Genomic DNA, 13,522 nt, shown 5'->3' on the forward strand with positions numbered 1-13,522 from the left:
CTAAATCAAAGAGCGCTGGAAAGACCTGTGACAAATTGGGACCCCAACAGTCCCGCCCTCGGCTTGCTCATCCTGTCAGGGGCCGGCTGTCCCGGGACGGGTTATCAGGGGCTGGAACAACGAATTCAGCCCGCAAGCCGCCTTGCTGGCGGTTGGCGAGGTGCAATTCCCCGTCCAGCCGTTCCACGGCCATCCTGACGATAGCAAGGCCCAGACCGCTGCCGGTCTCGTTGCGATGCGCACCCCGAAAGAAACGCTCTGTCACACGCGGCATTTCGCTTTCGGGAATGCCGGGTCCATCATCTTCGACGGTGAGCTTGACTTTGCCCGCTGAGGCTTCGATCCGGCAGCGAACGATGCCATCCCTGGGCGAGTGATTGATGGCATTTTCAATCAGGTTGCGGACAGCAAGCGTGAAGAGGTGAGGCGAGGGCAATTGCACAAGCGGCATCGCTTCCGGCAATTCGATGGAAACGCCGCGATGTGCGGCAAGCATCCGCATGTCAGTGGAGATCGATAGCAGAATCTGGCAGGCGGGCTCGGGCCTGAGCGTCTCGATCTCGTCACTGGTTTCCAGTGCGGCGAGATCGAGAAGCTGGTTGACGAGGCGGCTGGTACGGTCGACGCCCGCCGCAATCTGGCGCACCGCATTGGCACGCATTGTTTCGTCCTTTGCCCCTTCGGCAATCTGCGCCTGCGTCTTCAACCCGGCCAGCGGCGTCTTCAGTTCATGTGCAGCGAAAATAGCAAAGTTGCGCTCACGCTCGCGCGCCTCTTCGACGCGATGGAAAAGCCCGTTCAGCGCGGTGACGGCGGGCGCAATCTCCTTGGGCAGGTTCTGTTCGGAAAGCGGTCGCAAATCCTGCGCCTGACGCTCGGAAAGCACGGATGCAAGGCGGCTCAGCGGGTCGAGGCCACGTCGTACGCACAGCCAGATCATAAGCGCCAGAACAGGCAGCATCAGCAGCGCTGGCAGGACAAGGCCGGTCACGACATTCTGCACCAGCCTTTCACGAACACTCAGACTGTCACCGACCATGACACGCAGGCCGAGCTGGGTATTCTCGACCGCGAAGACTCGCCACCGTTCGCCAGCGACTTCGGTATTGGAAAAGCCGTTCGCCACGTTGGTGAGCCGCACGCCGGGAGCACTTTCGGAGCGGCCCACCAGCTTGCCGTCGAGCGCCCATATCTGGCAGAACAGCTGCCGGTCATAGAGCGGAAAATCCGGCATCGGCTTCAGCGACAACTGCCCGCCATCTCCTTCCGGCCCAACCTCCACGCGATGCTCGGTCAAAAGCGAATTGACCATGCGCGCGGCTTCCATCAGGCGCGCATCGAGCACTTTTTCAAGCTGTGACTGGGTGCTGATGTGGATCCACACCACTGCGAAAAGCCAGACAAGACAGGTGACGCCGATCAGGATACCGGTAAGGCGGCTGCGAATGGAATTCATGTGCTTGCCCCCGCGAGACGATAGCCGACCCCGCGCACCGTTTCGATATAATCGGAACCGAGTTTCGAGCGCAGGTGGTGGATATGAACTTCCACCGCATTGCTCTCCACTTCCTCCTGCCAGCCATAAAGCGCTTCTTCCAGCGAGGATTTGGAGAAGGTGGCGGTCGGCCGTTCCATCAAGGCGCGCAGGATCGAGAATTCGCGCCGGGTCAGCCTGACGGGTTCACCATGGAAACGGACCGACATTTCCGCCGGATCGAGTTCGACGCCGCGCCATTCAAGCAGGGCATTGGCGCGCCCCGCACCGCGCCGGGCGACCGCGCGCACGCGGGCTGCAAGCTCGTGCAGATCGAAGGGCTTGCCGACATAATCATCGGCACCCGCATCAAGTCCTGCAATGCGCTCGGGCACCTGATCGCGAGCGGTCAGCAGGAGGACCGGCGTCTCGTCGCGGCCGCGCCGCATCGTCTTGAGGATGTCGAGGCCGGAGCCGTCCGGCAGCATCAGGTCGAGTACCACGGCATGATATTTCTGTGCGGCAAGGGCGGCTTCCGCGTCGCCGCAATTCGAAACGGCATCCACGGTAAAACCGGCAAGCCCCAACCCTACAGTCAGTCCGTCGAGGAGGATCGTGTCGTCTTCTACCACGAGTATGCGCATGAGTTCCTGTTTCCGCCTTCTTTGACAATTAGAAGCACGCGGGCTTTTCACCGCGCCAGCTTAAGGCTGCCTTAAGGTGGCGGGGACATTCGCCTTTTGCAACATGGATCAATTTGTCCCGAATCGAATTATGCGGAAAATTGTAATGCGTTTCTTTGCCAGCCTTGCCGGCTTATTCATCAGCTTGTTTCTCGCGCTCGGTCCGGCATCGGCAGCGAACCCGCTGCCGGTCGATCAGGCGTTTCGCCTCAATGTCACGAAGGATACGGATGGCCGTCTCGTACTCGATTGGCAGATCGCTGACGGTTACTATCTTTATCGCGATCATATAGAAGCAAAGGACGGGCAGGGGAATGCACTTGCCGTCGATACGCAGCCCGGCACGCCCAAGGACGATCCTAATTTCGGGCGGCTTGAAGTTTATTACACCCATGCCACTGCAAGCGTGAAAGCAGATGCACAGCCGCTGGAGTTGACTTATCAGGGCTGTCAGGAAGACGGTATCTGTTATCGTCCGGAAACCAGAACCGTCGATCCGGTCACCCTCGCCATATCGAGCGAAATGGGGCAGAAGGCCAAGGCACTGACCCAGGCATCGGCATTTGCTCCGGCTGCTGTGCAACCCGTGGAGCAGAATACGGCGTTCACCCTTGCGCCTGAAAAGGGCATGGTCGAAGGACTGCTCGATCAGGGCGGCACCGCGCTGGTGATCGCGGCATTTCTGGCTTTCGGTGTTCTGCTTGCTTTTACGCCGTGCGTTTTCCCCATTTATCCCATCCTGGCCGGAACGCTGGCCCGCGAAGGTGAGAAGCTGACGGCAAAGCGCGGCTTCGTGCTTTCCACTGTCTATGTCGTCAGCCTGGCACTGGGTTTTGCCTTGGTGGGCGCAATTGCAGGCTGGTCGGGCCAGAACCTGCAAATGGTACTGCAATCGAAATGGACGGCGCTTGCGCTGGCCGGACTATTCGCGCTTCTGGCGCTCTCCATGTTCGGCCTGTTCCAGATACAGCTTCCAAATTCATGGGTCAGCGCGATTTCTTCGCGCACTGGCCCCCATGGCCAGCAGCGAACAGGTTCCAAGCGGTCGGCTGCCATTCTCGGTTTCTCGTCGGTGCTGATTGTCGGCCCTTGTGTGACGGCACCGCTTGCAGGGGCGCTGCTCTATATCGCGCAGACGGCCAATGTCGCGCTGGGCGCTTCCGCGCTCTTTGCGCTCGGCATCGGCAAGGGATTGCCGCTTATTGCTTTTGCCACACTCGGCGCGGGCACGCTTCCGCGTGCAGGCGCATGGATGGAAACGGTGAAGCAGATTTTCGGCTTCGGTTTTCTGGCGACCGCAATCTTCATGGCCGCTCCGCTTCTGCCGCCTGGTGTGGACATGGTGCTGTGGGCGCTTCTGCTTTTCGGGGCTGCAAGTTTCGCCTTTCTCAGAATTCCGGGGCGCAGCGTCGTGGCGCGCACAATCGGCACGGCAGCTTTCGTCTATGGTGTCATTTTGATGCTCGGCGTGGCTTCAGGCGGAAAAGACCCGTTGCAACCGCTGGCCGCATTCGCTAACCGTGGCGGCAACCAGAATCTGGCCGCGCTGCAATTTGCGCCGGTCGAGACTGTTTCTTCCCTTCAGGAGAAACTTGGCAGTGTGCGCGGCGACAAGCCGACGCTTATCTATTTCACGGCGGATTGGTGCGTAAGCTGTTCCACCGTGGAGCGCCGGGTTTTGCCCGACGCGAGCGTGAAGAAGGCGCTGGATGGCTATCAATTGGTCAAGGCGGATATTTCGCAGCTCACCAGCGGCAATGCCGATCTGATGGCAAAGCTTGGCGTGGCGGGTCCGCCGACAATGATCTTCTTCAATCGCGTCAGCAAGGAACTGGAGGGAACCAGATTGGTGGGCGATGTCACAACCGCCTCTATCGAACGTTCGGTCGACCTTGTGAACGCCGACCAGAAATAAAGATGTAAGGATTTTAAGATGGACCGGGGGCTGGGGTTTTGACCGTAGTGAATGAAAAGCGAAATGCGTGCAGAACGCTGTTGCGGGTAGCCGTGGTTGCCTGTCTGCCTTTTGCTGCCGCAGCATGCTCGACTGCATCCGCGGATCGGCCGATTGCCGTCACCATGCCGCAGCCGGTGGCCTTTACACCGGAGCCTGTTGCTGTCGAACCAGTCAGCGAACTGGCGCCAGAAGTGCAAACGGCCAAGAGTGAATATGAAGCCATGTATGGTGCGGTCAATGATCGCGGCAATCTTATTCCGGCGCTTGATGTCAGCAAGATTGCGGATCGCAATTTGCGCCGGGAAGTTGATTATGCCACGACGGAACCGGTTGGGACCATCGTGGTCGATCCCTATGCGCGCTATCTCTACCTCGTGCAGCCCGGCGGCAAGGCGATCCGCTATTCGGTGGGGGTTGGTCGCGCCGGTCTGACTTTCTCAGGCGATGCAAAGGTCGCCTACAAATCGCAGTGGCCGCGCTGGACGCCGACAGCCAATATGATCAAGCGCAATCCGGAGCATTACGCAAAATACGCGAAAGGTCTTGAGGGCGGCATCCGCAATCCGCTCGGTGCCCGCGCGCTCTATCTTTATCGGGATGGCAAGGACACGCTTTACCGCATTCATGGCACCAACGAGCCCTGGTCCGTCGGCAAGGCTGCGTCGTCCGGCTGCATACGTCTCTACAATCAGGACATCCTCGATCTCTACAAGCGCGCTACCGCCGGTGCGCGTGTCGTCGTGTTGGATAAATCCCAGTCGGGTAAAGGAGTTAGCTCATGATGAACCGTCGTCAGATACTGGCCGCAACCGCAGCCGGAGCCGCAACGATTGCGATTTCAGGCGGCGAAAGCCTTGCGCAGCGCGTGCCGACGGTTGCGGAAGTGCTTTACGACAAGGAAATTCCGGTTCTGGGCAACCCGAACGGTAATGTGACCATCGTGGAATATTTCGACTACCAATGCCCTTATTGCAAGAAGGGGCATGGCGAGCTGATGCGTGTGGTCAAGAATGACGGCAATGTTCGCCTTGTCATGAAGGACTGGATCATCTTCGGCGACACGTCGGCTTATGCTGCGCGTCTCGTTCTGGCTGCGGAAAAATCCGGCAACTATGTGAAGGCCATGGAAGCCTTGATGGCAACGCCGGGTCGTCTCACGCCGGAACAGGTGGATGCGGCCCTGAAGAAGGGTGGGCTCGATCCGGCAAAGCTCAACGCAGCCTATAAAGCCGATTCAAAGCGCATCAATGCCATTCTTGAACGCAATATGGATCAGGGCGAAGCCTTCAATTTCGGCGGCACGCCTTCCTTCGTCATCGGCACCAAGCTTTATGGCGGCGTCATGAAGGAGCCGGAACTGATCGAGGCGATCAAGGAAGCGCGAAAGTCTTGAACTGGCACGGTTAACGAAAGGGCGGGTAAAACACCGCCCTTTCTGTTTCAAAACGGATAATGCTGTGGGCCTTCGATGGTGACCCAGCGCAGGTCGGTAAACTCGTTGATGACAGCCTTTCCACCGAAGCGGCCATAGCCGGAAGACTTCACCCCGCCGAAAGGCATTTGTGCTTCGTCGGCAACCGTCGGGCCGTTGATATGACAGATGCCGGTTTCAAGCTTTTTCGAAAGCGCCAATGCCCGCTTCACATCCTGACTGAAAATCGCCGATGAGAGGCCATATTCGGTGTCGTTGGCCACGCGGATCGCCTCGTCGGCATCCTTGACGCGGATAATGGGTTTTACCGGCCCGAAGGATTCCTGCGTATAGATATCCATGTCCGGCGTCACGTGATCGATGATCGTCGCCTCGACGATGGAACCTTCGCGCTTGCCGCCCGCCAGAACCTTGCCGCCTTTCGCCACCGCATCCTTGATGAGGGCGTCCATGCGCTCGGCTGATTTGAGGTCGACCAGCGAACCGAGGACGACATTGCCGCGCGGGTCGCCGGCAGGCAGGGATATTGCCTTGGCGGCAAGCTTTTCCGCGAAGGCGTCAGCCACCTTCTCATGCACGATGAAGCGTTCCGTCGACATGCAGATCTGACCCTGATTCATGAATGCGCCAAAAGCTGCGGCATCGACAGCCTGATCCAGATCGGCATCTTCCAGCACGATGAAAGGTGCCTTGCCACCCAGTTCCAGCAGCACCGGCTTCAGATGTTCTGCCGCCTGCTTGGCGATGATCTTGCCGACATGGGTGGAGCCGGTGAAATTGATACGGCGGATGGATGGATGGGCAACGAGAGCCGCAACGATTTCCGGCGCATCTTCTGGCGCATTGGAAATGACATTGACCACACCGGCAGGGAAGCCAGCATCGTTGAGTGTCTTGACGATCAGGTGATGAACGCCGGGGCAGGATTCGGACGAACGCAGGATAACCGTGTTACCGCAGGCAAGTGCTGCCGCAATAGCGCGCACGCCGAGAATGATCGGCGCATTCCATGGCGCCATGCCAAGCACCACGCCAACCGGCTGGCGCACGGCCATGGAAACGATGCCGGGTTTGTCCGAAGGGATGATCTCGCCGGTAATCTGTGTGGTGAGCGCTGCGGCTTCGCGCAGCACACCGGCCCCAAGATGGACGTTGAAGCCCGACCATGGGGCGGTTGCACCGGTTTCTTCGAGCATGAGACGGGTGAATTCGTCGGCCCGGCTTTCCATCAGGTCCGCTGCCTTGTTCAGAAGCGAACGACGTTCGTTCGGTCCGGTTTCAGACCAGCTTTCAAAGGCTTTTGCGGCAGATTTTGCGACCGCATCGACATCGGCGAGGTTGGCCGCAGGCGCGGTGGTGGCGACTTTTCCGGTGACCGGGTCTTTTCGATCAAATGTCTTACCCGATGCGGATGCCGTTTCCTTGCCATCGATGATGAAGCCGATTGTCGTCATGGTCTTCTCCCTGTTTACCTTTCTCATCATGATATAAAAGCGGGAAGCTTGCATGATCCTTATTTGTGAACAGACTGTGCAACGGCACTGTTTCGAATTTGAAAGCAAGCAGCGGAGTGTAGCTTCGAGGCGGTGGCATTAGCCTTCCTTCATGCTCATATTGAAGGAATACGGACATGAACCTTATGACCATGAAGACCCACGACCCTGACGAAAATCGCTGGCAGAAGGTGCTTGATCGCGACAAGGCGTCGGACGGTGCATTTGTCTATGCGGTGCGCACCACAGGCGTTTATTGTCGCCCATCATGCCCCTCGCGGCGTGGAAAGCGCGAAAATGTGCAATTCTTCGAGGGTTGCGAGGATGCGGAACGCGCCGGTTTCCGGCCATGCATGCGCTGCAAGCCGCATCTCTCAGAGACATTGGCGACACAGAACAGCACCCGTTATGCTGATATGGTCGCGAGCGCCTGCCGCTTCATCGAGACGGCGGAAGAAGTGCCTTCGCTTGAAGAAATAGCGGCTTCCGTAAAGGCGAGCCCTGCCCATTTCCATCGTGTATTCAAAGAGTTCACAGGGCTGACCCCGAAAGCCTATGCCGATGCGCATCGTGCGAGGAAAATGAGGGCGGCGCTCGATGCCCCGGAAATCCGCGTAACCGACGCGATCTATGATGCCGGTTACAATTCCAGCAGCCGCTTTTATGAGGCTTCGGATAAGATTTTGGGAATGACTCCAAAGGCTTACAAGCAGGGCGGCAAGAATGCGGAGATTCGTTTCGCCATCGGCCAGTCGTCACTCGGTGCCGTGCTGGTGGCTGCAAGCGACAAGGGCGTCTGTGCTATTTTGATGGGCGATGACCCGGAAGAACTGATCCGCGATCTGGAAAAGCGGTTTCCGCAGGCCAATCTCATTGGTGCGGACCGTGAGTTCGAGGATATGGTGGCGGAAGTGGTCGGGTTTGTCGAAGCGCCGCGCATCGGGCTCGACCTGCCGCTTGATCTGCAGGGAACAGCGTTCCAGCAGCGTGTCTGGCAGGCATTGCGTGAAATTCCTGTTGGAAAAACAGTAAGTTATACTGAGATTGCCGAACGCATTGGCGCGCCGAAAGCGGTACGCGCAGTGGCGCAGGCCTGCGCGGCCAACAAGGTTGCCGTCGCGGTTCCTTGCCACCGGGTTGTGCGCAACGATGGCGACATCTCTGGCTATCGCTGGGGCGTCGAGCGCAAGCGCGATCTCCTGAAGCGGGAGAGCCAGGCATGAACAAAAATGAACCCTCTCAGGCGGCAAATATCCCTGCCTATGACTGGCAAAAAATTGGCGCCGAACTGGACGAGTTCGGTGCCTCAATCCTCGAAAACATAATTTCGCCACAGGATTGCCGCGAAATAGCCGTCGGCTATTGTGATTTCGCCGCATTTCGAACCGTTATTTCGATGCGAAAACACGGTTTTGGGCGCGGAGAATACAAATATTACGCAAATCCCATTCCTGCCTTAATTTGGAATCTGCGCCAGAAGCTTTATTTTCAGCTTGCGCCCATCGCCAATCGATGGAGCGAGAGACTGGGATCGGATATCCGTTTTCCACCGACCCATGACGAATTTCTGGACCGGTGCCACGCGGCGGGCCAGACCCGCCCGACACCGCTCATCCTGCAATATGTAGAGGGTGACTATAATTGCCTGCATCAGGACATTTACGGCGATATCGCTTTTCCGTTGCAGGTTGCGATTCTGCTTTCCGAACCGGAGAGGGATTTTACGGGCGGGGAGTTCGTGCTGACCGAACAGCGTCCCCGTATGCAAAGCCGGGCGGAAGTCGTGCCGCTCCGACAAGGCGACGGTGTGGTTTTCGCGGTCAATGACCGCCCGATGCAAGGCACACGCGGCGATTATCGCGTCAGGATGCGGCACGGCGTCAGCCGCATAAGGTCGGGCAAGCGGCATACGCTGGGCATAATCTTTCACGATTCCAGATAGAGGTTGAAACCGGGGTTTCGATAGCCTTTGATCGCAACAAAATGATCGAAGGAGTCGGATATGAGCGTGACCATCTACGGTATCAAGAACTGCGACACGATGAAGAAGGCGCGCACCTGGCTTGAAGACCATGGCATCGACTACGCATTTCACGATTACAAGAAGGAAGGGCTCGACGGCGAAACGCTCGACCGCTTCCTGAAGGACATTCCGTGGGAGCAATTGCTCAACCGGGCCGGAACGACGTTTCGCAAACTTCCCGAGGAAGAACGCCAGAACGTCGATGCCGCCAAGGCGCGGGCACTGATGCTGGCGCAGCCTTCCATGGTCAAGCGCCCGGTTCTCGACAAGGATGGAAAGCTGACGGTCGGTTTCAAGCCGGACCAGTACGAAAACTTCTTCAAGCCTTGAGGTGGAGGAGTACTGCCATAGATAGCTGCCGATAAGCAGATGGAGAAGTCTATGCGGCAGCGCGCGAACAAGGTTGTCCAGCAATGGTCTGCGAGCTGGCGCGATTCCCTGATCGCTTCCTTCGCCGGTGGTGTCGCCTGGCTGATCTGCCAGCTGGCTTTGGGGCAGCCGAAACCTGTCTTTGCCATGGTCACGGCCGTGATCTGCCTTGCGCCGAACCTGCCAAACCATGGCAAGCAGGCAATAGGGGTGATGGTAGGCGTCACGACGGGCGTGCTGGTCGGCGAGCTTTCTCTGCTCTTGCCCGAAACGGTCCCGGTCTTCCACACAAGCATAGTGACCTTCATTGCGATGGTTCTGGCGACCTCTTTCGGAATGGCTCCGGCAATTGCCATCCAGTCGGGCGTTTCGGCGATTCTGGTTCTTGCTATGGGGCCGCAGGTTGCGGGCGTGACGCGGCTGATCGATGTTCTCGTCGGTGCCGGTGTTGGCCTGCTGTTCAGCCAGATATTGATGACGCCAAGCCCGGTACTTCTGATCGACAGAGCTGTTCGCGGCTTGCTTGATCGTCTTGCAAATGGGCTCAAGCAATCGGCTGCAGCGCTCGAAAAACAGGACCCGGTGCGGGCGCAAAGCGCTATCAACCAGTTCACATCGGCGCACCGGGCGGTGATCGCACTGGGCGACGGTATTGCACTGGCGCGCAGCAATGCGCGCTGGTCACTGCGCGGGCGGCTGGTGGCGCGCGAGGTTACGGAAATGGCGGGCCGGTATGACCGGCGCGGCATCCGTCTTTACGCATCGGCGCTGCTGTTCGGCGAAGCGCTGGGCAATGCACTGCGAAAGAAAGAGGCGCCGCCGCCGCCCTGGCTGATGGAAGCCTTGCAGGTGGTCATTGCCAATTGCGAGCTTGAGGAGGGGCAGGAGCCAAGCCGGATTTCTCCCATGCCAAAGGACATTCCGTTCGGCTGGCGTGATTGCGCGCACCGGCTATCGTCAGTTCAGGACACGCTTTTGCATTTCCTGCATTCTGATATTCCGGACAGTCTTCCCGTGCCCAAACGGCAGCAAAAGCAGGACGGAGCCGCAGCCTGACGATTTTCAGAGAAGCGACCGCACATGATGCGCCAGCTCATCCGCCGCTTGTCGGGCGAGCTTGGGGCGGTTCTGCCAGTCGTCAACAGCCGCGCCCCGATAGGCCGCCTGCGCGAGCGCAAGGGCTGCTGCGGTTTCGGGCGAAACAAGCGGCAGTGCCCATTCGGCAGCTGCATCTTTCGGGGTAAATTTCCCGGTTTCGAGTGTGTACCACATGCGCGCAAGCGTCAGCAGCACATTGCGCTCGTCACCCTGAAGATTGCCAAGCAGGCCGGGCAAGGCGTCAGCAATCGCCCGTCGCACATCGTCAAGCGGCACCCGTGGCAGAAGGTGTTCTCGCGCCGGGCCGAGGAGGCTTATGGCTTCCTGACCGGCTTGCGCGAGCACCAATGTGTATTCTGGATCAGTGTGCGGTTGCGGTACGGTTCCCGCCTCGAATTCGTCGCGCAACCATTCGCCATAGATGAATGTACAACGCGCAGGATAGCTGAGTGCGGCGAGATCCTGCTCTAGAAAAATCATCACTTCCAGACATCTGGGCGTGCCGGGTTTGGCCGGATGCCGACCTGATATCTGCATGAGCTTGTCAACGAGACGCGCGCCGGCTTCCAGTGCGGGAGGCTGGTCGCAGACCGCGAGCAGATCGACATCGCTATTGGGGTGAAGGCCGCCATTTACGGCAGAGCCGTGCAGATACACGGCCTGCAAAGATTGCCCCAGACTTTCCCGCAAAACGGTCAGAGCCTTTGTCGCTTCGTCAGGGATTGTTACGTGATTTCCGACCATCATTCGTTGATACTGTTCCTGACGAACATATACAACGATGGCAGAAGACAGAATATCTTCTCGTCTTCAAGCTTCAGCGACTTCCCGCCGTTCCAGAATGCGGTCGATCAATCCCCATTCGAGTCCCTGTTCGGCAGTCATGAAGTTATCGCGGTCGAGGGCGCGTTCCACCTCTTCATAGGTGCGTCCGCAATGTTCGGCATAAAGACGCGTCATCAGCCGCTTGGTTCGCTGGGCTTCCTCGGCATGGATGAAAATGTCCGATGCCTGCCCCTGAAAGCCGCCGGAAGGCTGGTGGACAAGCAGGTTCGCATTGGGAAGAGCTGCGCGATGGCCGGGCTCACCCGCCATCAGCAGGAAAGAGCCCATGGAACGGGCCGTTCCCATGCAAAGCGTGTGCACCGGCGCACGGACATAGCGCATCGTGTCATAGATCGCGAGACCGCTGGTCACAACGCCGCCCGGCGAGTTAATATAGAGATTGATCGGCTGTTTGGAGTTTTCCGCTTCCAGAAACAGCAATTGTGCGCAGATAAGCGCGGATACGGTGTCGTTCACTTCGCCATTGAGAAAGATGATCCTTTCGCGCAGCAGCCGCGAATAGATATCGAACGACCTTTCGCCGCGACTCGACTGTTCGACGACCATAGGGACGAGCTGCATCGTTTCGCGCATCGGCGAACTCCTCTTTTCCAGAACTTCAGGGAGGTGGATAGTTTAGGCTGCGCGCATCATCGGCGCCCGGTTGCTGTTGGCGGCAAGCGCTGCGACGCGCTTCAGGCGCGTGTCGTTCAGTTCATGGATGACGCGCAGAAAGGTGCCGCCGGAAATGCCCGGTGCAATGCGGAACGTTACCGTGCTTTCCAGAAAGGGCGGTTCGCTTTCCCGCATCCGGTAGCTGATCTCCTCGCCGGGCTTGCAGGATGCAGGCTCCGGATCAGCCAATGCCTCGGATGGAAGCCAGTTTTCGCGAAACTCCGGAATGCTGATCGCGCGCCAGACTTTCTGCGGCGCGGCATCCAGCTCATATTCAAGCTCGATGCCTTTTTCGCGTGGTTCTTCCTGCCGGTCGGTCATTGGTCCATATCCTTCAGCAAGGTTTTGAGAGCATCGATGCGTTCCGGCCAGTAGGCGCGGTATTTGGCAAGCCAATTGGCGATGATGGTCAGTCCGTTCGGATCGACTTCATAATTGACGAAACGCCCCTCACGTTCCTCACGCACCAGTCCTGCACCGCGCAACACGGCCAGATGCTGCGACATGGCGGGCTGGCTGATTTCCATGCCCTCCCGCAGCGCACTGGCGTTCATGCTGCCCGCTGCCAGCTTTTCGAAAATCATCCGGCGGGTCGGGTCGGCAAGTGCCCTGAATACATCGTTGAATATATCGTTCTCATTCATGCAATCACATAAGCACGCACTTATGCGATTCGCAAGGGAAACTTATCGCTGGCCCAAAACTGGCGAAAATGTCAGGCAAGTTTGTTCACCGGCACCCAACCGAAAAATCCATTGGGCGCGCTGCACCATGCCCATCCATGCGTTTCTTCGATGACGTGGAGGATGGTCCCTCTGTTGCAAGTCAGTTCCATTGCCGAGTAGTCGCGGACAGTGACAACCGTGTTATCCGTGACCATAACGCTGTTATCGGGAATCCACCCCGCACGGCCATCCGCTCCCACAGCCCATAGCCACCGATAGCCGTCCCAGATTTCGGCTTCTCCAGTCAGGGATATTGTCTGGCCTTGTGTGAAGGCGATGGGATCATCGTATGGTGCGACGTGATCCTCCAGCAGACATTTGCGGACTGCCTTGTCAGGCATGATCAATCCGCCGAATGAAACTGCATTGTGAAGACATTGCCGCCTATGCCCTCTGCCAGCGAGGGTGCGAGCTTCAGCGGCGTGCATTTTTCCACGGCTTCAATTGCAGCATTCACGAATGCCTTTTTGACCTTGTCGTCGCCCTCGACATTGATCGCGCTGGGGCGCGGTGGGCCGATCAGGCTTCCGTCACGCTTGAAGCTGAAGCTGAGGGTAACGGCAGAATTCTTGCTGCCTGAGGGCGGCGACCAGCAGGCGTTGAGCGCGCTGCCGACCTCGTCCATCGTCTTCAGGTCCTGCGCCTGAACTGGCCCTGCCGTGGTGATCGCAACGGCGGTCAACAGACAAAAGGATAGTCCTGATCTATTCATCCTGCCCCTCCATCAAGAGAATGCAATCAATCTATTGTCTATTGTAGGTCTGCTGC

General features: G+C 58.3%; 16 protein-coding genes. 7 read left to right on the top strand and 9 right to left on the bottom strand.

From position 1 onward, the window contains the following. Positions 1-67: 67 nt before the first annotated feature. Complete coding sequence (locus tag JNC70_RS06840) at positions 68-1,456, bottom strand: ATP-binding protein (protein ID WP_104756495.1); 1,389 nt, start codon at positions 1,454-1,456, stop codon at positions 68-70. After that, positions 1,453-2,118 carry a response regulator gene (locus tag JNC70_RS06845; protein ID WP_104756494.1) on the bottom strand — a complete coding sequence of 222 codons (666 nt, stop codon included), beginning with the start codon at positions 2,116-2,118 and terminating at the stop codon, positions 1,453-1,455. Before JNC70_RS06845 ends, JNC70_RS06840 begins: the two co-directional genes overlap by 4 nt. A 145-nt stretch (positions 2,119-2,263) precedes the next feature. On the opposite strand from JNC70_RS06845, the gene dsbD reads away from it, so the two are divergent. From dsbD to JNC70_RS06860, 3 genes are all read left to right on the top strand, one after another. Then, complete coding sequence (gene dsbD, locus JNC70_RS06850) at positions 2,264-4,072, top strand: protein-disulfide reductase DsbD (RefSeq protein ID WP_104756493.1); 1,809 nt, start codon at positions 2,264-2,266, stop codon at positions 4,070-4,072. Between the two features lie 77 nt (positions 4,073-4,149). After that, the gene (locus JNC70_RS06855; RefSeq protein WP_245414779.1) at positions 4,150-4,896 is read left to right on the top strand and encodes a L,D-transpeptidase; all 747 of its coding nucleotides are present in this window, start codon (positions 4,150-4,152) and stop codon (positions 4,894-4,896) included. Then, positions 4,893-5,507 (top strand): DsbA family protein, encoded by a 615-nt coding sequence (locus tag JNC70_RS06860; RefSeq protein ID WP_071633616.1) that lies wholly within the window; start codon positions 4,893-4,895, stop codon positions 5,505-5,507. The genes JNC70_RS06855 and JNC70_RS06860 overlap by 4 nt, the downstream gene beginning before the upstream one ends. 47 nt (positions 5,508-5,554) lie before the next feature. Here JNC70_RS06860 and JNC70_RS06865 read toward each other — a convergent pair whose 3' ends face one another. Then, positions 5,555-7,000, bottom strand: coding sequence for an aldehyde dehydrogenase (locus JNC70_RS06865; RefSeq protein ID WP_104756491.1), 1,446 nt, complete (start codon positions 6,998-7,000; stop codon positions 5,555-5,557). Between the two features lie 176 nt (positions 7,001-7,176). Here JNC70_RS06865 and ada point away from each other — a divergent pair, with 176 nt between their 5' ends. From ada to JNC70_RS06885, 4 genes are read left to right on the top strand one after another with little or no spacing between them, the layout of a single operon-like run. Beyond that, positions 7,177-8,262: a bifunctional DNA-binding transcriptional regulator/O6-methylguanine-DNA methyltransferase Ada gene (gene ada, locus JNC70_RS06870; protein WP_104756490.1), complete on the top strand. Its 1,086-nt coding sequence runs from the start codon at positions 7,177-7,179 to the stop codon at positions 8,260-8,262. Further along, complete coding sequence (locus JNC70_RS06875; protein ID WP_104756489.1) at positions 8,259-8,981, top strand: 2OG-Fe(II) oxygenase; 723 nt, start codon at positions 8,259-8,261, stop codon at positions 8,979-8,981. The genes ada and JNC70_RS06875 overlap by 4 nt, the downstream gene beginning before the upstream one ends. 60 nt (positions 8,982-9,041) lie before the next feature. Continuing rightward, positions 9,042-9,392 carry an ArsC family reductase gene (locus JNC70_RS06880; protein WP_104756488.1) on the top strand — a complete coding sequence of 117 codons (351 nt, stop codon included), beginning with the start codon at positions 9,042-9,044 and terminating at the stop codon, positions 9,390-9,392. Positions 9,393-9,443: 51 nt separating this feature from the next. Then, a complete protein-coding gene (locus JNC70_RS06885; protein ID WP_104756487.1) occupies positions 9,444-10,487 on the top strand; it encodes an FUSC family protein in 1,044 nt (347 codons plus the stop codon). Between the two features lie 6 nt (positions 10,488-10,493). Here the strand turns inward: JNC70_RS06885 and ant(9)-Ic are convergent, their stop codons facing one another. The 6 genes from ant(9)-Ic to tolA form a co-directional block, all read right to left on the bottom strand. Beyond that, on the bottom strand, positions 10,494-11,276 hold the full coding sequence (gene ant(9)-Ic, locus JNC70_RS06890; RefSeq protein ID WP_245414777.1) for an aminoglycoside nucleotidyltransferase ANT(9)-Ic: 783 nt from the start codon (positions 11,274-11,276) through the stop codon (positions 10,494-10,496). A 63-nt stretch (positions 11,277-11,339) separates the two neighbouring features. Further along, positions 11,340-11,948, bottom strand: a complete 609-nt coding sequence (locus tag JNC70_RS06895; protein ID WP_104756486.1) for an ATP-dependent Clp protease proteolytic subunit — start codon at positions 11,946-11,948, stop codon at positions 11,340-11,342. A 42-nt stretch (positions 11,949-11,990) separates the two neighbouring features. Next, positions 11,991-12,350 carry an SRPBCC family protein gene (locus tag JNC70_RS06900; protein ID WP_104756485.1) on the bottom strand — a complete coding sequence of 120 codons (360 nt, stop codon included), beginning with the start codon at positions 12,348-12,350 and terminating at the stop codon, positions 11,991-11,993. Continuing rightward, a complete protein-coding gene (locus JNC70_RS06905; protein WP_104756484.1) occupies positions 12,347-12,673 on the bottom strand; it encodes an ArsR/SmtB family transcription factor in 327 nt (108 codons plus the stop codon). The genes JNC70_RS06900 and JNC70_RS06905 overlap by 4 nt, the downstream gene beginning before the upstream one ends. A gap of 71 nt (positions 12,674-12,744) precedes the next feature. Continuing rightward, the gene (locus tag JNC70_RS06910; protein ID WP_104756483.1) at positions 12,745-13,095 is read right to left on the bottom strand and encodes an SH3 domain-containing protein; all 351 of its coding nucleotides are present in this window, start codon (positions 13,093-13,095) and stop codon (positions 12,745-12,747) included. Positions 13,096-13,097: 2 nt separating this feature from the next. Then, entirely contained in the window at positions 13,098-13,466 is a 369-nt protein-coding gene (gene tolA / locus JNC70_RS06915; RefSeq protein WP_104756482.1) for a cell envelope integrity protein TolA, read from the bottom strand. Positions 13,467-13,522: the final 56 nt, after the last annotated feature.

Origin of the sequence: Brucella oryzae (assembly GCF_041929965.1) — a bacterium.
GTDB lineage: Bacteria > Pseudomonadota > Alphaproteobacteria > Rhizobiales > Rhizobiaceae > Brucella > Brucella oryzae.